This window comes from Gordonia otitidis NBRC 100426 (assembly GCF_000248075.1).
Taxonomy (GTDB): domain Bacteria; phylum Actinomycetota; class Actinomycetes; order Mycobacteriales; family Mycobacteriaceae; genus Gordonia; species Gordonia otitidis.
In genome coordinates this window covers 1-25826 of sequence record NZ_BAFB01000111.1, presented here as the reverse complement: position 1 = coordinate 25826, position 25826 = coordinate 1, and the positions used below count along the sequence as shown (strand labels likewise).

Here is a 25826-nt window from a genome sequence, read left to right as displayed (position 1 = left end):
GTTAGCTGACTATTCGGTATGCTTAGGAGGTGTCCGAGAATCCTGCCGTGGTGGCCGCCTCGCTCCGTCCTGTGCTGGCAGCACTGAACCGCCGTCTGCGTGCACAGGGTGCAATCGGCGATCTCACCCGATCACAGACCAACGTCCTGGGCCGACTCGAGCGTGAGGGGCCGACGACGGCCAACGCGCTCGCGCGTGCGGAGGGTGTCCGCCCGCAGTCGATGTCGACAACCGTTGCCGCACTGGTCGACCAGGGGTTGGTGATCGGCACACCGCACCCCGGCGATCGTCGGAAGACGCTGCTGGCTCTCTCGGACAAGGCACGCGAGATGTACGCGCGTGGACGACTTGCCCGCGAGGACTGGCTCGCCGACCGGATCGAGCACGTCCTCACCGAGGACGAGCGTGACCAGATCGTCACCGCGACAGAACTTCTCCGTCGAATTGCGGAATCCTGACCCTCATCTGACAAGGAGTCGACAATGGCCATGACTACTCTCGACCCGCACACCGCGCTGATCGTGATCGACATGCAGCGCGGGATCGCGCTACGCGACAATCTCGCTCCGCATCCGGCATCGGAGATCATCGACAGGGCGGGCCGACTCGTCGACAGATTCCGCAAGTACGGTCGTCTCGTGGTGCTGGTGAACGTCGACGCAGTCCCGCCGGGGCGAACTGATCGCAACGCGGGTGCCCCCAGGCCACGATTATCGAAGGAGTCGACCGAGTTCATCGACGAGTTCGCACCCGAACCAACAGATCTGGTGGTGACCAAGCACTCGCGGAGTGCATTCGCCGGTACCGGCCTCGCTGACGACCTGCGTTCGCGAGGGATAACCCAGGTGGTCGTCGTCGGAATCGCCAGCGGTGCAGGGGTCGAATCGACCGCCCGCGACGCACATGAGGCCGGGTTCAACGTGACATTGCCGACGGATGCGATGACGGATTCGGTCGGCGAACGCCATGCGCACAGCGTGCGCGAGGTGTTTCCCCAGATCGCCGAGACTGGTTCGACCGCAGAGCTTCTCGGACTCCTCGACGCCGTCGCGCAGTGAGCGCGGTGACCACCGGCGACGCCGGTGTGGCGCAGCGCAATCCCTTCGGCTGGCGGTTCACTGGGCCGCTCTTAATGGGGTCGACGCTCAACCCGATCAACAGTTCCATGATCGCGACCGCGCTGGTGGGGATCGGTGTCGACTTCCATCGTGGTCCGGCGCAGACGACGATCCTCATCTCGGTGCTCTACCTCTGCAGCGCTGTGGCGCAGCCGACGATGGGCAAGCTCGCGGCCGTCTTCGGTCCGCGCCGGGTGTTCGTGTCCGGGTTGGTCGTTCTGCTCGTGGCCGGAATCGTCGGAGCTGCCGCACCGGCCTTCTGGTGTCTTCTGCTCTCCCGTGCGCTGATCGGTATCGGCACGTCGGCCGCGTATCCCACGGCGATGGCACTCGTGCGGTCGCGAGCCGACTCCTTCGGCACCGGCGTGCCGAGCCGGATTCTCGGCGGCTTCTCGATCGCGGCACAGGTGATCGCCGTGATCGGTCTGCCTCTGGGAGGTGTACTGACCGGTGTCTTCGGTTGGCGCGCTGTGTTCTTCGTCAACATCCCCGTCGCACTGATCACCATGGCGTGGGCGCTGCGCAGTATTCCCCGAGACGGGGCGGTCCATGTGGGTGGTGTCCGGGGCCTTGTCCGCGTCGTCGACGTCGTGGGGGTAGTGCTTTTCGCGGTGACCGTCGTTGTGGCACTCGAGTTCTTGGCGCGGCTGACAGAACCGCGGTGGTGGTTGCTCGTCATCGTCGCCGTGTCGGGGCTGTTGCTGGTCCTCTGGGAACTACGTGCTGCACAACCGCTCATCGACGTGCGGATGCTCGCGTCGAATACCCCGCTTGTCCGCACCTATCTGCGGCAGGCCCTGGCTGGCCTCGGTTCCTACACGGCGATGTACGGCATCAGTCAGTGGATGGAGCAGTCCGCGGGCTACACCGCCGCGCAGGTCGGGCTCATCCTCATCCCGTACTCCGCGTTGAGCGTGGTGTGCGCTCGGGTGAATTCGACGCACGGCTGGGTGCGAATCCCGTTGATCCTCACGGGTTTCTGCTTCGTCGGCGCCGGCGTGACCGCGGTCGCAATCCATCATTCCTCTGGGCTGTGGATCCTGCTCACGATGACCTTCCTGTTCGGCGTCGCCAACGGACTGAGCGGCTACGCCAACCAGGCGACGCTCTACACGCAGAGCCCGCCGGAGTCGATCGGTGTGGCATCCGGGCTGTACCGGACGTTCATGTACTTCGGGGCGATCTTCTCCTCGAGCCTCATCGGGATCGCCTTCGGCGCCCGCGCCACCGATGGTGGACTACACGTCGCGGGCTGGGCGATCGTGGTCATCGGGTCGGTGTTGATCGCCATGACGTTGGCCGATCGTCGGATTCCGAAAGCGGTGGCAGCCAACGGATGACCGAGCCGCAGATGCCTGATCGGCTGATCTTCTACACGCCGACCTCCTGAACCGTCGCAGCTGGTCGGACGGTGTGTCGTGTCGCCGGAATGATGGCCAGGGCCGAAAACGTCACGGCCACAAGGAACGCGGTCGTGTACCCGGCACTCGTGATGACGGCCCCGAGAACGGACGACCCCGCCGCCTGCCCGAGCACCAGCGCGATGAACAGGAGAGCGGTCCCAGCGGCGGCGTTCCCGGGACTCAAGGCTGTTGTCCACGAGATGAGAGCCGACGTTCCCGCGGTGAAGCCCCACCCGAACAGTACGCAGGCGATCACTGTGGCGATGGCGGACGAGGTGGCGAGCGTGAGCGCCAAAATCGTTGCCGCGAGAACGAGACAACTGATCGTCCACGCTGTCGTCGGCGCGCGGCGTGCTATGAGTCGCGACGTCGGAATCACTGCGGTCGCGCCGATTCCGAGTGCGATCCACGCGACGATCGTGCCCTGGGAACTCTGGCCTCCGGAGTCGACGAGGAGGCTGCGGCCATAGGTCCACACCGCGCTCGAGCCTGCACCCATGCCGATCGCGGACGCGATCGCACGACGATGCATCGCCAACCATGTTGGTGACAACCCTCGCGGCCCATCGTGTGCGGTTGCGGCGCCTGGCACCGCGGCGATCCTCGCAAGTACGAACATCACCGACACGATGATCACGGTGAGTATGCCGACAAGAGTCCATGCCGTGCGCCACGCCGGTAGCAGAGCCAGCGCCAGGGCGCCCGCTGTCACCAGGCCGGGGCCGGTTCCCGCGTTGATCATCGACTAAGCGGTGTCGACGCGCACCGGTCGGATGCCGCGCTGTGCGACGGTCACCATGGCGGGTGAAGCGAAACCCGCCCCGGCCGAACTGAGTACGGCGGATAGTCCGAAGAGCGCGACGTCGTGTGTCGAGGCCATCGTCCAGACTCCGGCGACCGCGGTTATCCCGGCGGCGGCGATCAGTAGGCCGGGCTGTCGTGACCACCAGAAACCAGCCGCCGCTGCCACGCAATACACCAGCGATGATCCCGACGAGATGTACCCGGCCGTGGCGGGATCGAGGCCGAGTTCGTGCTGGATGTCGGGGAGGAACAACCCGTAGGCCAGACGCACGAGGCCGTACGTCGCGGCGATCGTGCATGTGCCTACGGCGGCGATCGACGACTCGCGAATCCCCAAAAACGAAAACGATCGTTTCATGTTCACCGAGTCTAGAGTGATGTCCATGCCGGTGCGCAAGAGTTCCGAGCGCAAATTGCTCGACGCGGTCGACGAGTTGACGGCGACGCAGAGCATCGCCAGCACCCCCGTCGACGTGATCCTGGCTACGGCCGGTGTCTCTCCGGCCACGCTGTATCGCGGATTCCGCAGCAAGGAGAACCTCATCGCGGCCGCCCTCGAGCGTCGACACCAGCGATGGGTGGGGGTCTGGGACAAGGCGATCGACGCCGCGGGGGCAGATGGGACGCAACGTCTGCTTGCTGTGTTCGACGCGCTCGACGCCTTCCGTGCGCAACCGGACGGCGCACGATGGTGCGCGTTCCTCGGGGCTGCGGCCGACTACTCCGACCCCGAGCCCGAGATCGACGCCGCGATCCGACGCGACACCGACCATCTCAGGCGCACGCTCGCGGGGCTGGCGGTCGAGTTGCCCTGCGCGGATCCCGACGATCTCGCCGAGGGGTTGCTCGTGATCGTGACCGGAGAGCTCGCCATGAGGCTGCGTGAGACGGATCCTGGCGCGTCGTCGGCGACGGCGCGCCGCGTGGCCGAAGTGTTCGTCGCGGCCTCGATGGCGTCAGTGCGGGCGGAATGAGCGAACCAGGCTGAACGCCAGCACCCGTCGTCGAACGTATGTTCTATGATGGACGGGTGGGTTGGAACCAGGGCCCGCCGACCTGGCGGGAGATGGAGCGGGTGCTGTCGGGGCGCTCGCCGAGAGGCGGCCGGCCGGGGGAGTTCTTCGGCCCCGAGCAACCCGGCGATGGAAGCGACAGCCCTGCCTGGTCGCGCAAGCGGGGTGCCTACACCGCTCCGCAGGTGTCGCGCGAGCGATCCTCGGTGCGCTACGCCGAGTTGCACGCGCACAGCGCCTACAGCTTCCTCGACGGTGCGTCGATGCCGGAGGAGATGGTGGAGGAAGCGGCCCGGCTCGATCTGAGCGGATTGTCGATCACCGACCACGACGGCTTCTACGGTGTCGTCCGATTTGCCGAGGCGGCAAAGGAATTCGCGATGCCTACGGTGTTCGGCGCCGAACTCTCCCTGGAACCCGACGTCACCCGCACCGGGGTGACCGATCCGGCCGGTGAACATCTGTTGATCCTCGCCCGTGACGGCGAGGGGTACCGGAGGTTGTCCCGGATCATCGCCGACGCGCACATGTCCGGCGGCGAGAAAGGGCTGCTGCGCTACGACGTCGACCGACTCGCCCGCGATGCGGGTCACTGGGTCGTGCTCACCGGCTGTCGCAAAGGTGGGGTTCGGCGCGCGCTCGATCGTGCGGGAACAGGCGCGGCGGAAGCGGCACTCGGTGAATTGATCGAGAGGTTCGGCCGCGACGACGTGGTCGTCGAACTCACCGCGCAGGGACTGCCGGACGATGACGAGCGCAACGCGGTACTCGCCGAGCTCGCGCAGCGTTTCGGGTTGCCGACCGTCGCGACGTCCGGGGCGCATTTCGCAGGCCCGCGTCGTCGACGACTGGCGCTGGCCATGGCGGCGGTCCGTGCCCGCACCGACATCGAGACCATCGCGGGCTGGATGCCCGGGGTCGGCGGCGCGCATCTGCGCAGCGGCGACGAGATGACGCGGCTGCTGCCCGCACACCCCGATGCCATCGCCAACGCCGCCGACCTGGCGGACGAGTGTGCGTTCTCGCTCGGACTGATCGCGCCGCAGTTGCCGCCGTTCGACGTACCCGACGGTCACACGGAGTCGAGTTGGCTACGACACCTCACGATGGCCCGCGCTCGACGACGCTACGGGACACCTGCCGAGCATCCGGCGGCGTACCGGCAGATCGAGCATGAGCTGGCGGTCATCGAAACACTCACTTTTCCTGGCTATTTCCTCGTCGTCGCCGACATCGTCGACTTCTGCAGGCGCAACGACATCCTCTGTCAGGGTCGGGGGAGTGCCGCGAACTCCGCTGTGTGTTACGCGCTGGGTATCACCAACGTCGATCCGGTGGCCAACGAGTTGCTGTTCGAGAGGTTCCTCTCACCCGAGCGTGACGGCCCGCCCGACATCGACGTCGACATCGAATCCGACCGCCGTGAAGAGGCCATCCAGTACGTCTACCGGCGATACGGCCGCAAGTACAGCGCACAGGTCGCCAACGTGATCACCTATCGGGGTCGATCGTCGGTGCGCGACATGGCGCGAGCACTCGGCTACGCGAGTGGCCAGCAAGATGCCTGGAGCAAGATGCCCGACACGGCACCCGACGACGTGCTCGACCTTGCGAGTGAGATCGCCAACATGCCAAGACATCTCGGAATCCACTCCGGCGGGATGGTGATCTGTGATCGCCCCATCGCCGATGTCTGCCCGACGGAGTGGGCTCGCATGGAGAACCGCAGCGTGTTGCAGTGGGACAAAGACGATTGTGCAGCAATTGGTCTGGTCAAGTTCGATATGCTCGGTCTCGGCATGCTGTCGGCGCTGCACTATGCGATCGACCTGGTCGCCGAACACAAGGACATCCACGTCGACCTCGCCAAACTCGATCTCACCGAAGATTCCGTATACGAGATGCTGTGTCGCGCAGACTCAGTCGGGGTGTTCCAGGTGGAGTCGCGAGCCCAGATGGCAACCCTTCCGCGTCTGAAACCGCGTTGTTTCTACGATCTCGTCGTCGAGGTCGCACTGATCCGACCGGGGCCGATCCAGGGCGGATCGGTCCACCCGTTCATCCGACGACGCAACGGTCAGGAGGAGCCGACTGTCGAGCACCCGTCCATGTGGCCGGCGCTCAAGCGGACCCTCGGTGTGCCGCTGTTCCAGGAGCAACTCATGCAGCTGGCCGTCGACGTCGCCGGATTCGACGCCACCGAGGCGGACCAGCTCCGTCGCGCGATGGGGTCCAAGCGCTCGCCTGAACGCATGCAGCGGCTTCGTCGACGCTTCTACGAAGGTATGCAGCGCACGCACGGTATCACCGGCGACGTCGCCGACCGGATCTTCGAGAAGATGGCAGCGTTCGCCAATTTCGGTTTCCCGGAGAGTCATTCGCAGAGCTTTGCATCGCTGGTGTTCTATTCGTCGTGGTTCAAGCTGCACCACCCGGCGGCGTTCTGCGCGGCATTGCTGCGTGCACAACCCATGGGCTTCTACTCGCCGCAGTCGCTGGTCGCCGATGCACGCCGACACGGTGTCGACGTGCATCGACCGCATATCAACGCGTCGCTGGCCGAGACGACGTTGGAGAACGACGGACTCGACGTTCGCCTCGGGTTGGCGTCGGTGCGTGGGGTCGGAGACGAGGTCGCGGCGCGGATCGTCGAAACCAGGAATGCCGACGGCCCGTACGCGAGTATCACGGATCTGTCGCGCCGCGCCGACCTCACCCTCGCGCATCTCGAGGGTTTGGCGGGGGCGGGTGCGTTCGACTGTTTCGGGATGAGTCGACGACAGGCACTGTGGGAGGCGGGCGCTGCGGCCACCGCGAGCGTCGAGCATCTCGAATTGGAGCAATCGGCGCAGGTGCCGACACTGCCGGGATTGTCGGATGTGGAGTTGGCCGCCACCGATGCCTGGGCAACGGGGATCACCCCCTCGAACTATCCGACGCAGTTCCTGCGCCCGCGGCTGACTGCGATAGGTGTCCTGCCCGCGGAGGCGCTATTGTCTGTGCCGGATGGGTCACGTGTCACCGTCGGCGGAGCTGTCACCCACCGGCAGCGGCCGGCGACGGCATCCGGCGTGACGTTCATCAACCTCGAAGACGAGACCGGAATGGTCAACGTCGTGTGTTCGGTAGGGCTGTGGTCGCGGTACCGCGAGCTGGCGCACTCGGCGTCTGCGTTACTGGTACGCGGCAGGGTGCAGAACGCCGAGGGTGCGGTGACGGTGGTTGCAGATCGGTTACAACGTATGGATCTTCGAGTGGGTACCCGCTCGCGGGATTGGCACTGATGCCGACAACTGCGCGGAAAGCATTCGCGCACAATGAGAGCGGGGAGAGGAACACATGGCGCAACAGGTGATCGTCACGGCGAAGCCGAGTAGCCGCAAGGGGCCGCTCGTGGAGACCGGTCCGGACGGTTCCATCACCATCTACGTGCGCGAACCCGCCACCGAGGGCAAGGCGAACAAGGCGGTCGCCGAACTGCTCGCCAAGCATCTCGGCGTGCCGAAGTCGAAGGTGGCGTTGATCGGCGGCGCCACGGCGCGCACCAAGCGTTTCCGCGTCGGCTGAGCGCCGAGTGGGCGCTGCCTGCTGTCGAGTGGGCGCAAGTTGCTGGCGAGTGTGCGCTGCCTGCCGTCGAGTGGGCGCTGTATCCCGTTGTCGCCTGACTCTGTCGTCGCTTGGCCGTCCGTCACACGGCGCCGTCGAATCCGTTCTGTCGCCACGCCTCGTATACGACGATGCTTGCTGCATTCGCGAGGTTGTGTGAGCGACGCCCGGCGAGCATAGGGATGCGAAGCGAGTCGGTGATCTCGGGTTCAGCGAGCACGTCATCGGGGAGACCCGTGGGTTCCGGACCGAACAGCAACACGTCGCCAGGGCGGTAGTCGACGTCGGTGTGGTACCGCGAGGCGTGCGCGGTGAACGCGAAAACGCGCTCCGGCTTCAATTCCGTGAACGCTGTAACGAGATTCGGATGAACCGTCACGTTCGCCATCTCGTGATAGTCGAGACCCGCGCGCTTCACCTGGGCGTCGGACATCGAGAAGCCGAGCGGCTCGATCAGATGCAGTTCGCTTCCGGTGTTGGCGGCCAGCCGGATCGCGTTGCCCGTGTTGGGCGGGATACACGGCTGGTAGAACATGATGCGGAACATGGGGTCCATTGTGCAGAGCGGGAGTGGGCTGCCTATCGCGAAGGTCGGCAGTGCACGGTCGGCGGCAGGCAGCGCACGGTCGGCGGCAGGGAGCGCACAGTCGGCGGGGCGGGCGTGGGGAGGTACTCAGAGATCGTCGGGCCGCGTGTTGGCTCCGCACAGCAGCACGCAGAGCGTCGAGTCGTGGGCGACCCTCACCTGGCCGCCGACCACGGCAGCCACCGCGGTCGCGGTGCCGTGCTCGACGACGATGCGGAACTGCCTCCACAGCATTCGACGCGCAGCGATGATCTCGTCGTCGGAGATGACGACACTGTCGAGCGAGCTGCCGGTGATGGTCGACCAGCAGATGTCGCCGATCATGGTGGCGCCCAGCGAATCCGCGGCGATGCTGTCGAGTTCGACAGAGGTCGGCTCACCCGCCTGGATCGCCTGGTGTAAGCAAGCCGCGCCGGCGGGCTCGGCACCGACGAGATGGTCTCCTGGTCGCTGCGCAGCGGCGAGTCCTGCGAGCAGTCCACCGCCACCCACACACACGACCGTCGTGAGGGGTCCCGGAACGTCCGCCGCGAGTTCGAGTGCGATGGTCCCAGCCCCCGCGACGACGTCGTGCAGGTCGTAGGCGTGCAGTTCGAGAGCACCGGATTCGGTGGCGAACGTCGCGGCAGCCGCGGCGGCCTCGGAGTACTGCGATCCGACCAACCGCACGTCGGCACCCAACTCCCGCAGCGCAGCCACCTTCACCGGCGGGGCGTTCTCGGGTACGACGACGGTGCATCGTGCGTCGACGATGCGGGCTGCGTGAGCCGCGCCGATCGCGGCGTTTCCGCCGGACGCCACGACCACCCCTGCGTCCGGCAGCCTGTCGGCGTCGCGCGCCGCCAGCACTGTGTTCACGCTTCCTCGGGCTTTGAACGAGCCGCCGAGTTGCAGGTACTCGAGTTTGAAGACCACCGGCACGCGTCCACCGATCGTGTCGATCTCCGCACGCAGGACCGGTGTGCGTCGAACATGCGCAGCGATGCGCCCTCGCGCGCGCCTGACATCAGAGATGGTGATCGGGCGGGTGGCGTTGATCGGCATGGCAGCACGGTACTCGGGTCGGATGCGCGGACCATGGCCCGACCTCGACACCTGACACCGCGCGTCGCGCAGGATGGAACAATGGACGGGTGAGCGCGATACGACTCGACGGCAAACTGACCCGCGACGAGATCTTTGCCGATCTCCGTGAACGCGTCGACAAGCTTCGGATGGCCGGTGTGATGCCCGGTCTCGGGACAATTCTCGTCGGCGAGGATCCAGGCTCGCAGTCCTATGTGAAGGGTAAGCACTCCGACTGCGCCAAGATCGGCATCGCTTCGATTCGCAAAGATCTTCCCGCTGACGCCACGACGGCCGATCTCAACGCCGCCATCGACGAGCTCAACGCCGATCCCGGCTGCACCGGCTACATCGTGCAGCTTCCGCTGCCGAAGCATCTCGACGAGAACGCCGCGCTCGAGCGCATCGACCCGGCAAAGGACGCCGATGGTCTGCACCCGATCAACCTGGGCCGACTCGTCCTGGGCAAGGAGTCGACGCTCCCGTGCACACCACGTGGCGTGATCCACCTGTTGCGTCGGTACGACATCCCCATCGACGGCGCGCGGGTGACCGTGGTGGGTCGTGGCGTGACGATAGGTCGTCCGATCGGTCTGCTGCTCACGCGTCGCAGCGAGAACGCGACCGTCACGCTGTGCCACACCGGCACACGCGACCTCGCAGCGGAGATCAGACGTGCCGACATAGTGGTGGCGGCCGCGGGTGTCGGGCACCTGGTGACAGCCGACATGGTCAAGCCCGGCGCAGCGGTCATCGACGTGGGCGTCAGCCGGACCGCTGACGGACTCGTGGGCGACGTCGCTCCCGACGTGTGGGACGTCGCAGGGTACGTCTCGCCGAATCCCGGTGGCGTCGGCCCGCTGACCCGGGCGTTTTTGCTCGTGAACGTCATCGAACGAGCCGAGGCCGATCTCGCCGCACGATCTGCCGCAGGGGTGTCGACTTCCGGGGACACCGGCCGGTGAACTCCGCGACGGATGCGCGGGTGCGTCAGCTTCGCCATGCCCGTCGCGTCCGCGCCGTCATCGCGCAGATTCCGTACATCCTGGTGATGCTTGGCGTGATCGTCGGCGCCGCACTGGTGCTGTTCGATCGCTGGCGACGTGGGTCGTTCGTTTTTGGAACGGCTTTGCTTCTCGGTGCATTCATGCGAGCGGTGTTGCCAACGTCACGAATTGGATTGCTGCAGGTCAGAGGAAGATTTTTCGACGTCGTGTCTCTTGCCGGCGTCGGTGCGTTGATGCTATGGCTAGCTGCGTCAATAGACCCGTTGGGCACGGATTGATTACAATCTGGGCTACGCTTCGGTAAAGTGTCTGAGGACATGAGCTGATCCGGCACCCGTCTGATCAGTACACCTCGACGGTTCCATTCCGGACGCGAGTGTGAACTCCGCGAACCGAACAGTGGTGCGCGGCGGCTGTGCGCGAGCACGCCGCAACGAACGATGAACGGCGACAACGGGCAGGCAACCAATCTCTTCGACGCTGAATAGACACGGTCACACCACCCACGACGAGACGACGTCGATGGGCGTTTCGCTGGGTCAGGGCATGATTCACTTCGTTCTGCTCACACGCGACGACTCAGGACGTGAGCTCGTGGAGTCACGGGTGATCGACGTCGACACCAGCGACGGCCACGACACTTCCGGCCGCGTCAATGCAGGCATCGATCTGATGCTCGACGCCGCGCGGGACACCGATCGCCGCGTAGGACCGATCGGTGTCGCGGCAGGTGGCGATCTCGGTCGTGAACTCGTCGGTTCGACGGGGTCGGGTCCGCGACGACAGATCCACCTGGTCTCCGTCGAGCAGGCTGTGACGGCCTGTCTCATCGAGACGGGGCAGATCGGACGGTATCGGTCTGTGGTCGTCGTCGACTGCGGTGACAGCGGGATGAGCCTGTACACAGTCGACCCCGCGACGGGTGCCATTTCCGATGTCACACGCTCACGAGCGCTGTCCGGGCGCGCACTCGACGACGCGATCGTCCGTGAACTCGGCGCCGATGCAAGCGCCGTGCGTGGTTCGTCGACCAACAAGCTCAGTCGCAACGCATTGCGTGGCGCGGTACGAACCGCGAAAGAGGAGCCCGGTGACAGCAATTCGGCCGACTCCGCCGGCCGCTTCCGTATCGGCAGTGCGACACTCGCAGCTGCCTCCCGTCCGCTCCTCCGTGGTGCCCGCGAGGAGTTGAGTCGTTATCTCGCAACGCGTTCGACGTGTGCGGTCGTGCTGGTCGGAGGGCTCGCCAATCTGCCGAGTATCGCCGACATCGTGCCGCAGGTCGACGGTCCGGACGGACCGATCGATGTCGTCATCCCGGCGAGTCCCGAGCAGACGGCTGCCGTCGGCGCCGCAATGCTCGCGTCGGAGGAGGCGTCTGCGCCGAGTCGACTCGCGTTCATCGGCGGCGGTCGCCGCAGGGGAGCGTTGTCGCCGCTGCCGATCGCGGTGACCGCGGTCATCATCGCAGCGGCCATGTTCACCGTGTACGCAGTGGGTTCGACACTGACAGGGAACTCCACACAGATTCCGTCGCCGTCGAGTGCGCGTGTCGCATCGACGACGACTCAGGTCGAGCAGACCGAAGCGATGCCTTCGGAGCCGACAGCGGTTGTGCCGCAGCACAGCTCGGCGTCGAGCAATGCGCCGCACACCACGCGTGAGGACGACGGGCCGGGGTGGGCAACGACCCAACTACCCCCGACGACCCCCTCGCCGACGACGTTGACTCTCTCGGCGCGTCCCGCCCCGCCGTCGACGACCCAGCCGCCGAGCGCGGAGAGCAGTCGCCCGACGCTGCCGCTGCCTCCGGGTATCACGATTCCGCCCGCGCTGCTTCCCCCGAACCTTGCTCCGCCGTCGAGGACTCCGGCTCCCGACACCGCGACCCCGACACCGGACGATCAGCAGGCGCCGGGCGGCGAGCGCCCGAACGGCAATGCGCCCCACGCCGATACCGGTCAGGGTTCCCATCGGCCGTCAACGCCGTCGACGACGACCACCACCACGACACCCGCTCCGGATGGGTTGCTTCCAGCGCCCTGAGCGTGGGGTCGGGTGCTGAGAGTGAGTTGCTCGCTCTGCGAGGCGTCGGCGACGGATGCGCCCGCTCAGCGGCGCGCGAGGGCGACGGTGCGCTTCAGAAGATCGCCGATCGCGTCGAACTCGGTCAGGAATCCGTCGTGGCCGGTATCAGACTGCACGACCTGCAAACCGCCGACGCAGTTGCCGAGCTCCTCGGCGAGTTCCACCTGTAACCGCAACGGGTACAGGCGGTCCGAGTCGATGCCGCCGACGATCACGGGTACCTCACAGGCGTTGAGTGCCGCCTGCACGCCACCGCGGTCACGGCCGACGTCGTGGTTGTTGAGCACCTCGGTGAGAATGACGTAGCTCCCGGGGTCGAAGCGCTCGACCAACTTGCCCGCCTGGTGATCGAGGTAGCTCTGCACCGCGTAGCGTCCGCCGGTGAGCGGATCCTCTTCGCCTTGAGGGTGATTCGCGAAGCGCTCATCGAGTTCCGGTTCGCTGCGATAGGTAAGGTGCGCGATCCGTCGAGCGATTCCCAGCCCGGTCGTCGGCGACTGGCCGGTTCCGTGGTAGTCGCCGCCGTGCCATGCGGGGTCGGACGTGATGGCGGCGATCTGAGTCGTCTGGATGCCGATCTGATCTGCCGTCGCACGCGCCCCGACAGCGAGTACGAGCGCGCTCCGGACCCGTTCGGGATACTCGATGATCCATTCCAGCGCTCGGGCACCACCCATCGAGCCGCCGACGACGGCCCCGATGCTCTCGATATTCAGATGGTCCATCAGGGCGACCTCTGCGCGTACCTGATCGAGCACGGTGATCTGAGGGAAGCGCGAACCCCAGGGGCGTCCGGACGAATCCAACGATGCGGGGCCCGTCGAGCCGCGGCATCCGCCGAGCACGTTGGCCGAGATGACGCACCATTCGTCGGTGTCGATGGCTGCGCCGGGACCGATCAGGCCGTCCCACCAACCGGGAGAGGGATGATTTTCGTCGGCGGAGCCGGTGACATGTGAGTCGCCCGTGAGTGCGTGCAGGGTGAGGATCACATTGTCCCGAGACGGCGACAAGCGACCCCAGCGCTGGAAAGCGATGGTCACGTCGTCGATCTGCTGACCGTTGTCGAGTGAGATCGACCCGAGACGGGCGCTGAGCATCTGGCCGTCCGGGACGTTCTCCCAGTTCGGCCGTTGCTCGGTCTCCGTCTGCGGGTCGATACTCACCGACACAGGTGTCCTCGCTCCTTGGTGCGCGTCCGTCGTTACTTGGCTGCTTCGAATCCTCGGTCGAGATCGGCGAGGATGTCGTCGATCCCCTCGATGCCCACTGCGAGGCGAACGAGGCCAGGGGTGACGCCCGCGGCGAGTTGCTCGTCGGGAGTCAGCTGGCTGTGGGTGGTGGATGCGGGGTGGATCACCAGGGAGCGCACATCACCGATGTTCGCGACGTGGCTGTGCAGTGTGAGTGCCTCGACGAATCGCTTGCCCGCGTCGACACCGCCGATGATCTCGAATCCGATGACCGCGCCCTGTCCCTTCGGCGCGAGTTCCTGGCCGCGCTTGAACCACGGAGACGACGAAAGACCCGCGTAGGCGACCGACTCCACCTGCGGGTGGTCGTTGAGGTACTCGGCGACCCGCTGGGCGTTGGCCACGTGACGCTCGACCCGAAGACTCAGCGTCTCGAGTCCCTGCGCGAGTAGGAAGGCGTTGAACGGAGAAATCGCCGCACCGGTGTCACGCAGCAGTTGCACACGAGCCTTGAGTGCGTACGCGGGGGCGCCGAGGTCGGCGAACACCGCACCGTGGTAGCTCGGATCGGGCGTCGTGAAGCCGGGGAAGAGGTCTTCACCGTCGCGCTGCACCCGCCAGTCGAAGGTGCCGCCGTCGATGATCACGCCACCGATTGCGGTTCCGTGTCCACCGATGTACTTGGTGGCCGAGTGCACGACGATGTCGGCGCCGTGCGCCAACGGGTTGAGCAGGTACGGGGTGGCGACGGTGTTGTCGACGATGAGCGGAACCCCGTTGCGATGCGCCACACCGGAGATGCCCTCGATGTCGAGGATCTCGTTGTTGGGGTTGGAGATCGACTCTCCGTAGAACGCACGTGTGTTGTCGCGTACAGCGGCCTGCCATGAGTCGAGGTCTTCCGGGTCCTCGACGAAGGTCACCTCGATACCGAGCTTGGGCAGCGTGTAGTGGAAGAGGTTGTAGGTTCCGCCGTACAGCCTCGGACTCGACACGACGTGTCCGCCGTTTTCGACGATGTTCAGGATCGCGTACGTCTCGGCGGCCTGGCCGGAGGCGACGAGCAGCGCGGCGACACCACCCTCGAGGGCGGCGAGGCGCTGCTCGACGACGTCCTGCGTCGGGTTCATCAGGCGGGTGTAGATGTTGCCGGGTTCGGACAGTCCGAACAGATTGGCTGCATGCGTCGTGTCGTTGAACGTGTACGACGTGGTCTGGTAGATCGGCAGCGCGCGGGCATTGGTGGCCGCATCGGCCGTCTGGCCGGCATGGATCTGCTTGGTTTCGAAACTCCAGCTGTCCGCTGGATTCTGGTCGACGTCGACGTCAGACATTGGAATGTGCATCACTTTCTACGGTCGGCAGGGCACGACGACCCTGTTGGGGTCCGACCTTCGGACCCGCGCTTGCCGGGGACCCGTTTCCGCTGTCCCTCAACCCGGTCATCACCCGGAGCACCCCACCGCGGTTGGAGGGTTGCCGATCAGCAAGCCGGGGCTTTGCGCTGATACTCATGACCTGGCGTCAAGGATATAACACGTCCGAAATGATGTGAGAACCCTCTGACGCAGCCTGGTTCTCGGGCTGGACAAGCTGCGTTTTCCAGGTGGGTCGCGACGTGCTCTGCCGGGCGCAAAATCATCCGGGTGTGTAGTCCGATCGGGGGAATTCGACGCTCTGTCACCGCGAGTTCGCCTGCTGATCAGGAATTCGACGGTGCCGTCGTCGTGCCGCTCCTACCATCCGATCATTCGTATCGGACCCGGGAACTTCGACGCCGCATAGCGGTGCACACCGGCCGAGCTGGATAGGTGGAGACGGTATGGGTGCTCATTTCGGTGTCCGGCGATCGATCACGGCCCTGAGCACACTGGGCCTCGCCTTTGTTGCCGCGGTACTCCTGACGATCGGGCAGACCTCAGGCGCCGGTGTGGCGCGCGCCGGTGCCGTCGACACCGAATGTGGCAGCGGATCGCTCGTGCTCGTCGGGGGTACCTGGGATCCCGATGCCCATCTGCTCGACGGTGTCACCCGTCAGGACAGGTACGCCGGCTACACGGTTCAACGCGTCGAATATCCGGCATCCATCTGGCCGATGGGTTCCTTCGGGTTCGACGCCAGTCAGTCCGAGGGCGTTGCGGCGACGCTCTCGACCGTCGAGCGCTATCAGGCGTCGTGCGAGGGTAAACCGGTCGTGATCGTCGGCTACTCGCAGGGCGCGGGTATCGCAGGCGACGTACTCACTGCCATCGGTACGCGGCAGACATCGGGTTACGACATCTCGCGCGACGAGGTGTCGGGGCTGCTCTATTCCGATCCGCGGCAGGCCGGGAACCTGTACGGAGAGGGCATCGAACTCGTGATGGTCGGCGTGCTCCCCGGTCTCACGATGACCGGCGCGCGGAGCGTCGACGACTTCGGTGGTCTTCCCGTGACCACCGTCTGTTTCAGCGGAGACCCGATCTGCGACCTGCCCGACCCGCTGCACGATCCTCTCGGCGCACTCGACGGGTTCATCGGCTACTGGGCCAAGCACGACCTGTACCCGCTGTACATGTATCTCCCGACCACCGACGGCGCGCTGTGGGATGCGTGGGGTGTGAAGCCACTCGATTGTGTCGAGACCGGTCAGCTCACGAGCTGTGTACTGGTGGTGCCGTCGTCGATGTGGGTTCGTACCCAGCAGTTCGTCGACAAGCTCGGCATCGATTGGACCGTGCCCGATCTGATGGGGGACAGACTCACGCTCCCGAACATCCTCGGCATCACACTCGCGACGTTTCAGCCACCGATCAGGTGGGCGATGGGATGGTTCCCGCAGTTGCCCGACCTCGGCTACGGCGGAGTGCTCACGGACGTCTTCGCACTGCAGGACATGGCCAACGGCTTGAGGACCTGGAACCCCGACCTCTGGGCGAAGGGCGTCGACTCGTTGAGTGCCAGCGTGCGGAGTATCGCGCAGATGCCGGTGAACTTCGCCAGGTTCTGGGCGTACACGCTCACCGGCCGCGATGTCAGTGGGATTCCGGGCCCCGCGTACCGGCCGTCGCTGGTGGCGTTCGAAGAGTGGCTCGCGTCGCTCCGCGCCCCCACAACTGCGGGCCAAACCCCATCCGTCGACGCACTGTCGGCGTTGGGGCAGGGCACCACCACGCAGGGAGACCGGCTCGACGAGAGGGCTCTCGGTAACGATGCTGCCGTCACCGAAGGGGAGAGCGCGGAGCACGGCACAGACGCTCCGGCGACCACACCCGGCGAAAACCACGGTGGTGGGGGAGAACGTGGTGGCACAGCAGGTGGCGGCGCGGTAGGTAACGAGCCGGGAAATGGTGAGCCCGGAAGTGGTGGCGCAACAGATGGTGCGAACGTCGCCGGCGCGACGCCGCCACTACCCGCTCCCACCGGCGCCGGATCGCCGCAGCCGGGCGAGGGGTCTACGCAGCCGCAGCCGGTCGACGGGACCAAGCAGCCGCAACCGGGCTACAGTGCGCAGGCGGGGACGCCGCAGCGTGAGGACCCGGTACCCGAGCAGTCCGCGCCTGACGCGTCATTGAATGAGGTCGCGAGCACGAAGCGGGAAACGCAGGGCGCACCGGCCGCCTGACTCGTACGATTGTCGCTTCCGACGTCGACAGCTGGTCCCGACGTCGACTCGTGTGAACGATCTCACCGTCGAAGGTGGAATCGCGCCAACCGGCGTCCTCGTTGCAGCGTGAATGCCGTTCACCAGCACCGACAAGAATCCGACAGGCAGCCGCGCCGCGACGGTGGCGACCCCGCCCGTCGTTCATTCGGACGCCACTCGTCGGTTCGCCATGCTCGCGATGGCGCTGGGTGGATTCGGGATCGGGACCACCGAGTTCGTTGCGATGGGGCTCCTGCCGAACATCGCATCGTCGGTGGATGTCTCCGAGCCGACGGCAGGTTATGTGGTGTCGTCGTACGCGCTGGGTGTGGTGGTCGGTGCGCCGCTCATCGCCGCACTGACCGCGCGAATGTCTCGACGCACGCTGTTGATCGGGCTGATGGTGGCGTTCACCGTCGGCAACGCCGCGACCGTGTTGGCGCCGAACTTCGCCACGCTCATGGTCGCCCGATTCGTGGCGGGTCTACCGCATGGTGCCTACTTCGGTGTCGCGGCCCTCGTGGCGGCGCACCTCGCAGGACCCCGACATCGTGCGAAGGCCGTCGGGCTGGTTCTCCTCGGGCTCTCGGTGGCCAACGTCGCGGGGGTCCCGATGGCGACCTGGCTCGGCGAAAGCCTCGGCTGGAGAGCTGCTTTCGTCGTTGTCGTGATCATCGGTGTCGTGACGATCGGTGCGCTCTACGTCACGCTCCCCGCTCTCGACGACATGACGGTCACCAATCCGCTCACCGAGCTCGGCGCGCTGACGCGGTCGCAGGTGTGGTTGACGCTCGCGATCGGCGTCGTCGGTTTCGGCGGGATGTTCGCGTTCTACACGTACCTGAACACCGCGCTGACCAGTCTGTCGGGCATCTCGGTTGGTTGGGTTCCGGTGGTGCTGATGGTGTTCGGTGTCGGCATGGTGGTGGGAAATCTCGTCGGCGGTGCGGCCGCGGATTCGAGCGTGCCGCGAGCCATCCTGGTCGGGCTCATCGCCACCGCCGTCGTGCTCGGGCTGTTCGCGGCGTTCGTGACCTCGGCATGGGCCGCCGTGCCGCTGACGTTCCTGGTCGGGGTCAGCGCCACGGCGATGGTGCCCGCGCTGCAGACGCGGCTCATGGACGTCGCCGACGACGCCCAGACGCTCGCCGCGGCGCTCAACCACTCCGCACTCAACATCGCGAACGCGCTCGGGGCATGGCTCGGTGGCGTCGCGATCGCTGCAGGTCTCGGGTATCGCGCACCGTCGGTACTGGGTGCGGGTCTCGCACTCGCGGGGATAGTCGTACTGGGCGTCGCGTTGACTGCTGCCAGGCGTACGACGACGCCGACCCCGGCACCGTCAGATGCCGGGGTCGGGTCTCGTTGAGCGACAGTCCGCTCAGCCCACCTCGGGGGGCGTGGCGATCGTCTTCGACAAGTAGAGGGGCTCACCGAGCTTGTCGAGCAGCTCGAGCTGTGTCTCCAGGTAGTCGATGTGGTGCTCTTCGTCCTTGAGGATCTGTTCGAAGAGCTTGGCTGTGGTGATGTCCTGCTTCTCGCGGCACAGCGAGATACCCGGCTTCAGCCGGTCGACGACCTCGAGCTCGATCGCGAGGTCGGACTCGAACTGCTCGCGAATGGTCTGCCCGATGCGCAAGGGCAACAGCTTCTGATAGTTCGGCAGACCCTCGAGGAAGAGGATGCGATCGGTGAGGATCTCCGCGTGGGTCATCTCCTCGATCGATTCCTCCCGCGTCTTCGCGGCGACCTCGGTCAGGCCCCAGTTGGCCTGCATCTTGGAGTGCAGGAAGTACTGGTTGATGGCGGTGAGTTCACTGGTCAATTGCTCGTTGAGTAGAGCGATGACCTCATCGTCTCCACGCATGGCATACCTCCGGTTCGGACTGTTGGTGACAGTGAACCTAGCACGCCAAAAGACCCCGTGGGCGCTATCCCCACGGGGTGTTCGTGCAGGTCAGGCTAGGCTGCGCTAGTTGTGGCGACCCTTCCGGCGCATCGTGAACTGACGATCTGGGTGAGACGTTCGATGCAAGTTCCGCAGCCCTCGCCTGCGCCGCAGCGCTCACTGACGGCATCGGGAGTGTCGGCCCCCGCGTCGCAGTGTTCGTGGACCTCGTCCACAGTGACGGCCCGGCAAATACACACGAACATCTCGCACCTCGCAATCTATTAGGCAAGGTTTACATAAAAGCCGACGGACTGCAAGGGTTGCCTTACCTTTTGGACTGATTCCGAACAACGACGGCAGGGTGCGTCGACGTCGGTGTCGGTGCCCCGCCGTACCCTGGTGCACCGTGCCAACTGCGATCACCACAGTGAATGTGAACGGCATCCGTGCGGCGACGAAGGTGCGCTCGGATAGCAACCCGGGATTCGTCCCGTGGGTGCGCTCGGCGGTAACCGACATCGTTCTCCTCCAGGAGGTTCGGGCCACCGAAGACCAGACCAGAGACGTCCTCGCACCGCTGCTCGACGACGGTTGGCACCTGGCGATGACCGAATCGGTCGTCAAGGGCCATGCGGGCGTCGGGGTGCTCAGCAGGATGGAGCCCTCTGCGGTCCGGGTGGGATTCGGTAGCGACGAATTCGACTCCACCGGAAGGTATCTCGAAGCCGATCTGGATACCGAGAGCGGTGCGGTCACCGTTGCGAGTCTCTATCTGCCCAAGGGTGCGGCGGTTCCGACGTCGGCGTCGTCGGAGAAGGAGGCGGAGAAGTTCGCCGAGAAGAAGCGCTTCCTGGACGCCTTCGGTTCCCACCTCGGATCGCTGGCTCGGAAGAGGCGTCCGGTCATGGTCGGCGGCGACTGGAACATCGCATATGCCGAGCACGACATCAAGAACTGGAAGGGCAATCTGCGGAGCCCGGGGTTTCTGCCCCATGAGCGCGAGTGGGTCGGCGGGCTGCTCGCGTCGGGATGGTCCGATGTGATGCGAGACCTCCATCCGGACGTCGACGGGCCGTACTCGTGGTGGTCATGGCGCGGAAAGGCATTCGACAACGACGCCGGTTGGCGGATCGACTATCACCTCGCCAACAAGGCGATGGCCACGCGTGTGTCCAAGGCCTTCGTCGATCGCGCCGATGCCTACGACCGACGGTGGTCCGATCACGCCCCGGTGACCGTCATCGTCGACTGACGCCTGTAGAAAACTCAGGTGCGCCCGTCTGAGACACTGGAGATCATGAGCGACGTCGAGAAATCGCCTGCGTCGAGTACGCGGCGGCGGGTGTTGTCGGGTATCCAGCCCACCAGCGACTCCTTCCACCTCGGTAACTACCTCGGGGCCGTACGCCAGTGGGTTGATCTGCAGGACGAGTTCGACGCCTTCTACTTCATTCCGGACATGCACGCATTGACGGTGCGGTTCGACCCGTCGGTGCTCGCGGAGCGCACCCGGATGTCGGTGGCACAGTTGCTGGCCGTCGGTGTCGATCCGGCGCGCTCGACCGTCTACGTGCAATCGCACGTCCCCGAGATCGCCCAGCTGACCTGGGTTCTCAACTGCATCACCGGGTTCGGTGAGGCGAGCCGGATGACCCAGTTCAAGGACAAGACCGCCAAGCAGGGCGTCGAGTCGTCGAGCGTCGGGTTGTTCACCTATCCGATTCTGATGGCGGCCGACATCCTCGCGTTCCAGGTCGACCAGGTTCCCGTCGGCGAGGACCAGCGACAGCATCTCGAGTTGACCCGCGATCTCGCTCAGCGATTCAACAAGCGGTTCGGCAAGGCGTTCACTGTGCCGCAGGCGTACATCGTCAAGGAGTTCGCGAAGATCTACGACCTGCAGAACCCGACGGCGAAGATGAGCAAGTCGGCGGAGACCGACAAGGGACTCATCAATCTGCTCGACGACCCGAAGCGGTCGGCCAAGAAGATCCGGTCGGCGGTGACCGACACGGGCAGCGAGATCGCGTTCGACCCCGAGAACAAGCCGGGTGTCTCGAATCTGCTCACCATCCAGTCGGCGCTGTCGGGTGTCGAGATCGCCGATCTCGTCGCCAAGTACGAGGGCAAGGGATACGGCGATCTGAAGGTCGAGACCGCCGACGTACTCAGCGACTTCGTCACGCCTCTTCGTGGACGAGTCGACGAGTACCTCGCCGACCCCGCATATCTCGACGGCATCCTCGCCGACGGCGCGGACCGCGCACGCTCGGTGGCGTCGTCGACGCTGCGCGATGTCTACGACAAGGTCGGGTTCGTCGCGCCGCGCGTGTCAGAAACCAAATCCTGACCTCCCGCCGTTGTTTCCGGTAGACACGGAGTGCAGGGAACAACATCGACCGAGCGGAGACGAGAGCCCATGGCTTCGGTGATCGATTCGGGCAAAGCGCTTGTCGCCCGCGGCAAGGACGAGTTCGAGTCGGCAAGGCAGCGGTGGGGCTGGCTCGACCACATCCTGCGGACTCTCGAGCGATACAACGATCGTCGCGGCAATCTCTACGCCGCGAGTATCACATTCACCGGCATTCTCTCTATCGTGCCGATCATCATGGTCGCCTTCTCGGTCGGCGGCTTTGTCCTCGCCGCTCATCCGGAATGGCTCGACAGCATCAAGGACGAGATCGTCAAGGCGATGCCCGGTGAGCTCGGCACGACGGTGGAGAGCGCTATCGACTCGGCCATCCAGTCGCGCGCGACCGTCGGCATCATCGGTCTCGTCGGTGCGGCGTTGACGGGCATCGGCTGGATCTCCGGGGTGCGTATCGGAATGACCGAGATGTACGGGGGACGCGTCGAACGCAACGCGGTGAAGTCCAAACTCAGCGATCTGGTGATCTTCGTGTTGCTCGGCATCGCGTTCCTGGTGACCCTCGGTCTCACAGCGTTGGGCAACAGCGGCCTGATCAACAAGATCCTCGAGTGGACCCACGTCGACGGCTTCACCGGCTCCACGGTGTTCGTCCGCATTTTGGCGATCGCGGTATCGCTGGCTGCGACGTGGCTGCTCTTCGTCTTCGTGTTCGCTCGACTTCCGTTGAATCGGCTGCCTTTTCGCAACGTACTGAAAGCTGCCCTGTTGACCGCGGTCATCTTCGAGGTCCTCAAATCGGTGGCTGGGATCTACCTGAAGTCGGTACTGAGCAGCCCGGCGGGCGCCGCGTTCGGTCCCTTGCTCGGTATCATGGTGTTCGGGTACCTCGCATCGCGAATCGTCCTCTACGCCACGGCATGGTGTGCCACCGACACCGCGAACGAGGCATTCCAGGTAGTCGACCCCACCGAACAGCCCGAGCCGCCCACCGTCGTGGTGCGTCCGGTCTACGAGGTCAATCCGGTCCCCAAGCCGGGGGCCCTCGGCGCAGCGGCGGCGGTCGGTGCCGCCATGGCGCTCGTCGCCCGACACAAGAAAAGCGACTGAGCGTCACGGCTTTCGGCGGTGTGACTTCGTCGGTCGTGAGATCAGCGTCGTCGGAAGAGTCGCAGCGCAACCAACAGCAGGAGAAGCGCCACCAGCAGTCCGACCAGCCCGACGAGGATTCGGACCGACCACGGCGACGCCGGGTCCTGTTGCGCGGCACCATGCTGAGCCGACGTCTCAGCGGTGGTGACGTCCGAGCCCGTCCTGGCCCCGGTTCGGGTGCCGTCGCCGCCCGTCGAGGCCGGCTCGTCGGGGGAAGCGAGATCGCCCACCTGCACCTCGCGTGGAGCGTGTGCGCCGTACGCAACGAGTGAGCGTGCTTGGTCCCAGTAGTTGTCGTCGGCGGTCGACAGACCGTACATCTGGACGATGAGGACGGTCCTACCGTCACGCTTGGCTGCGCCGACAAAGGTCTTCTGCGCGTCGTCGGTATAGCCGGTCTTGCCGCCGAGTGCACCCGGATCACCGTCGAGGAGAAGGTGATTGGATGTCTGCATCAGGTATCCGGGGTGGTCGACGTCGCCCGGGACATCCGCTCGCTTCGGGTATCCGGGAAATGTGTGGTTCGGCATCGCGATGATCTCGCGAAAAGTCGTATTCTGCATGGCGGCACGGAAGATCAGTGCGAGATCGTACGGCGACGTCGACATTCCGGCAGCGTCGAGACCCGATGGTGTCGTCGCCCGGGTGTCGTCGGCGTTGAGGCTGTGGGCGAGGTCGTTCATCTTGCGCAGCGTGGTGTCGACGCCGCCGAGCTCGCGGGCGATGACGTGCGCGCAATCGTTTCCGGACACCATCAGCAGTCCGATCATCATGTCGCGCATGGTGTATCGGCCACCCGGCCCCATGCCGCACGCGTCACCCTCGACGCTCCAGTCCTCCGGTGTGGCGGTCACCGGCTTCTCGAGCGGGACGCCTGCACGCAGCGCGGTCAGTGCCAACAGGACTTTGATGGTCGACGCCGGGCGGTAGCGCCCGTGCGGGTCCTTGGCTGCGATCACCGCGCCACTGTCGAGATCGGCGACGAGCCAGGCGGCAGAGGTCAGCCGGCCGGGGACAGGTCCGGCTGCAGGGTCGGCAACAACGCCGCAGGCGCCGAGCTTGTCCCCGCCGACCGGTGGGGAATGCACGGGCAGTGGTGTGGGAGTCGTCGAGCCCGGTGCAACGACCTCCGATTCATCGACCGGGGCAGGCGGCGTGACCCGCTGCGGGCAGTGGTCGGTGTTCGGCGTTGTCATCGCAGGCGGTGACAACGGAGCGGCATTCAGCGGAGCGTCGGACATCCCCACGACGACGCCGACCGTGACGATCGTCGCGAGAATGCCGCGTGCCGCGAGTCGGCGGAGGGAGCGTCGAGCCGGCGCTGCGAAGGAGTGCATCGCTGAGCAGGCTACCGGCCGCAGCATGCAGCCGGTAGCCTGCCTCGCGGTGATCCGTCGTGTCGGGGCCCGTGGTCAGAGCAGCGCGTACGCGTCGGTCAGGACTCCACGCAGGATCTGTTCGATTTCGTCGAACTCGGCCTGTCCGCAGATCAGCGGCGGCGCGAGCTGGATGACCGGGTCTCCGCGGTCGTCGGCCCGACAGTAGAGACCGGCGTCGAAGAGTGCGGTCGACAGGAATCCACGCAGGATGCGTTCGGACTCCGCCTCGGTGAACGTCTCCTTGGTGGTCTTGTCCTTGACCAGCTCGATGCCGTAGAAGAACCCTTCGCCACGCACATCGCCGACGATCGGGAGGTCGTAGAGCTTCTCCAGCGTCGAGCGGAACGCCGGTGCGGTGGACTTCACGTGGTCGTTGAGTCCTTCTCGTTCGAAGATGTCGAGATTGGCCAGGGCCACCGCCGACGACACGGGGTGTCCGCCGAAGGTGTAACCGTGTGCGAAGGTCGTCGTGTTGTCGTTGAACGGCTCGAAGAGCCGTTCACTGGCGATCATCGCGCCGATCGGGGAGTAGCCGGAAGTCATGCCCTTGGCGCACGTGATGATGTCGGGCGTGTAGCCGAAGTCCTGGCAGGCGAACATCGATCCGATGCGGCCGAACGCGCAGATCACCTCGTCGGACACCAAGAGCACGTCGTATTCGTCGCAGATCTCGCGCACGCGTTCGAAATAGCCGGGCGGCGGCGGGAAGCAGCCGCCCGCATTCTGGACGGGTTCGAGGAAGACGGCGGCGACCGTGTCCGGGCCTTCGAATTCGATGGCTTCGGCGATGCGGTCGGCCGCCCAGCGGCCGAACTTCTTCGGGTCCGCGGCCAGCTCCTCGTCGGGGGCGCGATAGATGTTGGTGTTCGGTGCGCGGAACCCACCGGGGGTCAGCGGTTCGAACATCTTCTTGAGGTCCGGGATGCCGGTGATCGCCAGGGCTCCCTGCGGGGTGCCGTGATAGGCGATCGAACGTGAGATCACCTTGTGCTTCAACGGCTTTCCGGTGAGCTTGAAGTACTGCTTGGCGAGCTTCCACGCGCTTTCGACGGCTTCGCCGCCACCGCTGGTGAAGAAGACGCGGTTGAGATCGCCCGGGGCATTCGCCGCGAGCCGTTCGGCGAGTTCGATCGCCGGAGGAGTGGCGTAGGACCACAACGGGAAGAACGCCAGCTCCTTGGCCTGCTTGGCCGCCGCCTCGGCGAGTTCATCGCGGCCGTGACCGACCTGGACCACGAACAGTCCCGCGAGGCCGTCGAGATAACTGCGACCGCGGTCGTCGAAGATTCGCGCGCCCTCACCCCGGGTGATCACCGGTGGCGTTATCTCGTCGCCATGGCGGGAGAAGTGCCCCCACAGGTGCGCCGCGCTGCGCTGCCCGAGGGATTCTGTTGTGGATGCGGTCATCGTGTACCCCAATTGTATTGCTGTTTCACTAGTTTCAGATAAACGAGGGTCTCGGTCGAGTTCACCTCGGGATGTGTTCGAACCCTGCGGTTGATGATGTCGAGCAGATGGTCGTCGTCCT

24 protein-coding genes, 1 pseudogene and 1 riboswitch are annotated in these 25826 nt (G+C 65.5%); of the genes and pseudogenes, 14 read left to right on the top strand and 11 right to left on the bottom strand.

Annotated elements, in window-relative coordinates; all coding sequences use genetic code 11:
• Nucleotides 1-29 precede the first annotated feature (29 nt).
• The 3 genes from GOOTI_RS11345 to GOOTI_RS11335 are packed head-to-tail and all read left to right on the top strand — an operon-like array spanning nucleotide 30 to nucleotide 2458.
• Entirely contained in the window at nucleotides 30-458 is a 429-nt protein-coding gene (locus GOOTI_RS11345) for a MarR family winged helix-turn-helix transcriptional regulator (RefSeq protein WP_007238730.1), read from the top strand.
• Between the two features lie 24 nt (nucleotides 459-482).
• Nucleotides 483-1058 (top strand): cysteine hydrolase family protein, encoded by a 576-nt coding sequence (locus GOOTI_RS11340; RefSeq protein ID WP_007238729.1) that lies wholly within the window; start codon nucleotides 483-485, stop codon nucleotides 1056-1058.
• The gene (locus GOOTI_RS11335) at nucleotides 1055-2458 is read left to right on the top strand and encodes an MFS transporter (protein WP_233425481.1); all 1404 of its coding nucleotides are present in this window, start codon (nucleotides 1055-1057) and stop codon (nucleotides 2456-2458) included. The genes GOOTI_RS11340 and GOOTI_RS11335 overlap by 4 nt, the downstream gene beginning before the upstream one ends.
• A gap of 31 nt (nucleotides 2459-2489) precedes the next feature.
• Here GOOTI_RS11335 and GOOTI_RS24750 read toward each other — a convergent pair whose 3' ends face one another.
• Both GOOTI_RS24750 and GOOTI_RS24745 read right to left on the bottom strand, forming a co-directional pair.
• Nucleotides 2490-3263: an MFS transporter gene (locus GOOTI_RS24750; RefSeq protein WP_007238727.1), complete on the bottom strand. Its 774-nt coding sequence runs from the start codon at nucleotides 3261-3263 to the stop codon at nucleotides 2490-2492.
• Nucleotides 3264-3266: 3 nt separating this feature from the next.
• Nucleotides 3267-3683, bottom strand: coding sequence for an MFS transporter (locus tag GOOTI_RS24745; protein ID WP_007238726.1), 417 nt, complete (start codon nucleotides 3681-3683; stop codon nucleotides 3267-3269).
• A 25-nt stretch (nucleotides 3684-3708) separates the two neighbouring features.
• Between GOOTI_RS24745 and GOOTI_RS11325 the strand changes: the two genes are divergently transcribed.
• The 3 genes from GOOTI_RS11325 to GOOTI_RS11315 are packed head-to-tail and all read left to right on the top strand — an operon-like array spanning nucleotide 3709 to nucleotide 7905.
• Nucleotides 3709-4299, top strand: coding sequence for a TetR/AcrR family transcriptional regulator (locus GOOTI_RS11325; protein WP_039993967.1), 591 nt, complete (start codon nucleotides 3709-3711; stop codon nucleotides 4297-4299).
• Nucleotides 4300-4355: 56 nt separating this feature from the next.
• Nucleotides 4356-7622, top strand: a complete 3267-nt coding sequence (locus tag GOOTI_RS11320) for an error-prone DNA polymerase (RefSeq protein WP_007238724.1) — start codon at nucleotides 4356-4358, stop codon at nucleotides 7620-7622.
• A 55-nt stretch (nucleotides 7623-7677) separates the two neighbouring features.
• Nucleotides 7678-7905, top strand: a complete 228-nt coding sequence (locus GOOTI_RS11315; RefSeq protein ID WP_005174076.1) for a DUF167 domain-containing protein — start codon at nucleotides 7678-7680, stop codon at nucleotides 7903-7905.
• A 121-nt stretch (nucleotides 7906-8026) separates the two neighbouring features.
• On the opposite strand, the gene GOOTI_RS11310 is transcribed toward GOOTI_RS11315, so the two are convergent.
• Both GOOTI_RS11310 and GOOTI_RS11305 read right to left on the bottom strand, forming a co-directional pair.
• Entirely contained in the window at nucleotides 8027-8491 is a 465-nt protein-coding gene (locus GOOTI_RS11310; protein ID WP_039993970.1) for a tRNA (cytidine(34)-2'-O)-methyltransferase, read from the bottom strand.
• Nucleotides 8492-8617: 126 nt separating this feature from the next.
• Nucleotides 8618-9574 (bottom strand): serine/threonine dehydratase, encoded by a 957-nt coding sequence (locus GOOTI_RS11305; protein WP_007238722.1) that lies wholly within the window; start codon nucleotides 9572-9574, stop codon nucleotides 8618-8620.
• Between the two features lie 89 nt (nucleotides 9575-9663).
• Between GOOTI_RS11305 and GOOTI_RS11300 the strand changes: the two genes are divergently transcribed.
• The 3 genes from GOOTI_RS11300 to GOOTI_RS11290 all read left to right on the top strand — a co-directional run bounded on the left by GOOTI_RS11300 (nucleotide 9664) and on the right by GOOTI_RS11290 (nucleotide 12648).
• Complete coding sequence (locus GOOTI_RS11300) at nucleotides 9664-10560, top strand: bifunctional methylenetetrahydrofolate dehydrogenase/methenyltetrahydrofolate cyclohydrolase (protein ID WP_007238721.1); 897 nt, start codon at nucleotides 9664-9666, stop codon at nucleotides 10558-10560.
• Nucleotides 10557-10880 (top strand): DUF3017 domain-containing protein, encoded by a 324-nt coding sequence (locus GOOTI_RS11295; protein ID WP_007238720.1) that lies wholly within the window; start codon nucleotides 10557-10559, stop codon nucleotides 10878-10880. The genes GOOTI_RS11300 and GOOTI_RS11295 overlap by 4 nt, the downstream gene beginning before the upstream one ends.
• A 244-nt stretch (nucleotides 10881-11124) precedes the next feature.
• A complete protein-coding gene (locus GOOTI_RS11290; RefSeq protein ID WP_007238719.1) occupies nucleotides 11125-12648 on the top strand; it encodes an Hsp70 family protein in 1524 nt (507 codons plus the stop codon).
• A 65-nt stretch (nucleotides 12649-12713) separates the two neighbouring features.
• Here GOOTI_RS11290 and metX read toward each other — a convergent pair whose 3' ends face one another.
• Complete coding sequence (gene metX / locus GOOTI_RS11285) at nucleotides 12714-13862, bottom strand: homoserine O-acetyltransferase MetX (protein ID WP_007238718.1); 1149 nt, start codon at nucleotides 13860-13862, stop codon at nucleotides 12714-12716.
• 32 nt (nucleotides 13863-13894) lie between these two features.
• Nucleotides 13895-15217, bottom strand: a complete 1323-nt coding sequence (locus tag GOOTI_RS11280; protein WP_039993966.1) for a bifunctional o-acetylhomoserine/o-acetylserine sulfhydrylase — start codon at nucleotides 15215-15217, stop codon at nucleotides 13895-13897.
• A gap of 63 nt (nucleotides 15218-15280) precedes the next feature.
• Nucleotides 15281-15402, bottom strand: a riboswitch (SAM riboswitch).
• A 303-nt stretch (nucleotides 15403-15705) separates the two neighbouring features.
• Between GOOTI_RS11280 and GOOTI_RS11275 the strand changes: the two genes are divergently transcribed.
• Nucleotides 15706-17487 carry a cutinase family protein gene (locus GOOTI_RS11275; protein ID WP_007238716.1) on the top strand — a complete coding sequence of 594 codons (1782 nt, stop codon included), beginning with the start codon at nucleotides 15706-15708 and terminating at the stop codon, nucleotides 17485-17487.
• 112 nt (nucleotides 17488-17599) lie between these two features.
• The gene (locus GOOTI_RS11270; RefSeq protein ID WP_007238715.1) at nucleotides 17600-18877 is read left to right on the top strand and encodes an MFS transporter; all 1278 of its coding nucleotides are present in this window, start codon (nucleotides 17600-17602) and stop codon (nucleotides 18875-18877) included.
• Nucleotides 18878-18889: 12 nt separating this feature from the next.
• Here GOOTI_RS11270 and bfr read toward each other — a convergent pair whose 3' ends face one another.
• Nucleotides 18890-19375, bottom strand: coding sequence for a bacterioferritin (gene bfr / locus GOOTI_RS11265; RefSeq protein WP_007238714.1), 486 nt, complete (start codon nucleotides 19373-19375; stop codon nucleotides 18890-18892).
• A 95-nt stretch (nucleotides 19376-19470) separates the two neighbouring features.
• Nucleotides 19471-19662: a (2Fe-2S)-binding protein gene (locus GOOTI_RS25135; RefSeq protein WP_083835901.1), complete on the bottom strand. Its 192-nt coding sequence runs from the start codon at nucleotides 19660-19662 to the stop codon at nucleotides 19471-19473.
• A 143-nt stretch (nucleotides 19663-19805) separates the two neighbouring features.
• Here GOOTI_RS25135 and GOOTI_RS11260 point away from each other — a divergent pair, with 143 nt between their 5' ends.
• The 3 genes from GOOTI_RS11260 to GOOTI_RS11250 all read left to right on the top strand — a co-directional run bounded on the left by GOOTI_RS11260 (nucleotide 19806) and on the right by GOOTI_RS11250 (nucleotide 22877).
• Nucleotides 19806-20651, top strand: coding sequence for an exodeoxyribonuclease III (locus tag GOOTI_RS11260; protein ID WP_039993965.1), 846 nt, complete (start codon nucleotides 19806-19808; stop codon nucleotides 20649-20651).
• Between the two features lie 45 nt (nucleotides 20652-20696).
• Nucleotides 20697-21749 (top strand): tryptophan--tRNA ligase, encoded by a 1053-nt coding sequence (gene trpS, locus GOOTI_RS11255; protein ID WP_039993969.1) that lies wholly within the window; start codon nucleotides 20697-20699, stop codon nucleotides 21747-21749.
• Nucleotides 21750-21818: 69 nt separating this feature from the next.
• Nucleotides 21819-22877, top strand: coding sequence for a YhjD/YihY/BrkB family envelope integrity protein (locus tag GOOTI_RS11250; protein WP_007238711.1), 1059 nt, complete (start codon nucleotides 21819-21821; stop codon nucleotides 22875-22877).
• 41 nt (nucleotides 22878-22918) lie between these two features.
• Here GOOTI_RS11250 and GOOTI_RS11245 read toward each other — a convergent pair whose 3' ends face one another.
• The 3 genes and pseudogenes from GOOTI_RS11245 to GOOTI_RS11235 form a co-directional block, all read right to left on the bottom strand.
• Complete coding sequence (locus tag GOOTI_RS11245) at nucleotides 22919-24256, bottom strand: D-alanyl-D-alanine carboxypeptidase family protein (protein ID WP_007238710.1); 1338 nt, start codon at nucleotides 24254-24256, stop codon at nucleotides 22919-22921.
• 75 nt (nucleotides 24257-24331) lie between these two features.
• Complete coding sequence (locus tag GOOTI_RS11240) at nucleotides 24332-25705, bottom strand: aspartate aminotransferase family protein (RefSeq protein ID WP_039993964.1); 1374 nt, start codon at nucleotides 25703-25705, stop codon at nucleotides 24332-24334.
• A pseudogene (locus GOOTI_RS11235) lies at nucleotides 25702-25826 on the bottom strand (Lrp/AsnC family transcriptional regulator); the annotation flags it as partial. The gene GOOTI_RS11240 and the pseudogene GOOTI_RS11235, both read right to left, overlap by 4 nt.

What these genes read in the sequence shown, in the direction of transcription:
- GOOTI_RS11340 (WP_007238729.1), top strand. Translation starts at nt 483, where the DNA reads ATGGCCATGACTACTCTCGACCCGCACACCGCGCTGATCGTGATCGAC.
- GOOTI_RS24750 (WP_007238727.1), bottom strand. Translation starts at nt 3,263, where the DNA reads ATGATCAACGCGGGAACCGGCCCCGGCCTGGTGACAGCGGGCGCCCTG.
- GOOTI_RS24745 (WP_007238726.1), bottom strand. Translation starts at nt 3,683, where the DNA reads ATGAAACGATCGTTTTCGTTTTTGGGGATTCGCGAGTCGTCGATCGCC.
- GOOTI_RS11325 (WP_039993967.1), top strand. Translation starts at nt 3,709, where the DNA reads ATGCCGGTGCGCAAGAGTTCCGAGCGCAAATTGCTCGACGCGGTCGAC.
- GOOTI_RS11315 (WP_005174076.1), top strand. Translation starts at nt 7,678, where the DNA reads ATGGCGCAACAGGTGATCGTCACGGCGAAGCCGAGTAGCCGCAAGGGG.
- GOOTI_RS11310 (WP_039993970.1), bottom strand. Translation starts at nt 8,491, where the DNA reads ATGTTCCGCATCATGTTCTACCAGCCGTGTATCCCGCCCAACACGGGC.
- GOOTI_RS11305 (WP_007238722.1), bottom strand. Translation starts at nt 9,574, where the DNA reads ATGCCGATCAACGCCACCCGCCCGATCACCATCTCTGATGTCAGGCGC.
- GOOTI_RS11290 (WP_007238719.1), top strand. Translation starts at nt 11,125, where the DNA reads ATGGGCGTTTCGCTGGGTCAGGGCATGATTCACTTCGTTCTGCTCACA.
- GOOTI_RS11280 (WP_039993966.1), bottom strand. Translation starts at nt 15,217, where the DNA reads ATGTCTGACGTCGACGTCGACCAGAATCCAGCGGACAGCTGGAGTTTC.
- GOOTI_RS11275 (WP_007238716.1), top strand. Translation starts at nt 15,706, where the DNA reads ATGGGTGCTCATTTCGGTGTCCGGCGATCGATCACGGCCCTGAGCACA.
- GOOTI_RS11270 (WP_007238715.1), top strand. Translation starts at nt 17,600, where the DNA reads ATGCCGTTCACCAGCACCGACAAGAATCCGACAGGCAGCCGCGCCGCG.
- bfr (WP_007238714.1), bottom strand. Translation starts at nt 19,375, where the DNA reads ATGCGTGGAGACGATGAGGTCATCGCTCTACTCAACGAGCAATTGACC.
- GOOTI_RS25135 (WP_083835901.1), bottom strand. Translation starts at nt 19,662, where the DNA reads ATGTTCGTGTGTATTTGCCGGGCCGTCACTGTGGACGAGGTCCACGAA.
- trpS (WP_039993969.1), top strand. Translation starts at nt 20,697, where the DNA reads ATGAGCGACGTCGAGAAATCGCCTGCGTCGAGTACGCGGCGGCGGGTG.
- GOOTI_RS11250 (WP_007238711.1), top strand. Translation starts at nt 21,819, where the DNA reads ATGGCTTCGGTGATCGATTCGGGCAAAGCGCTTGTCGCCCGCGGCAAG.
- GOOTI_RS11245 (WP_007238710.1), bottom strand. Translation starts at nt 24,256, where the DNA reads ATGCACTCCTTCGCAGCGCCGGCTCGACGCTCCCTCCGCCGACTCGCG.
- GOOTI_RS11240 (WP_039993964.1), bottom strand. Translation starts at nt 25,705, where the DNA reads ATGACCGCATCCACAACAGAATCCCTCGGGCAGCGCAGCGCGGCGCAC.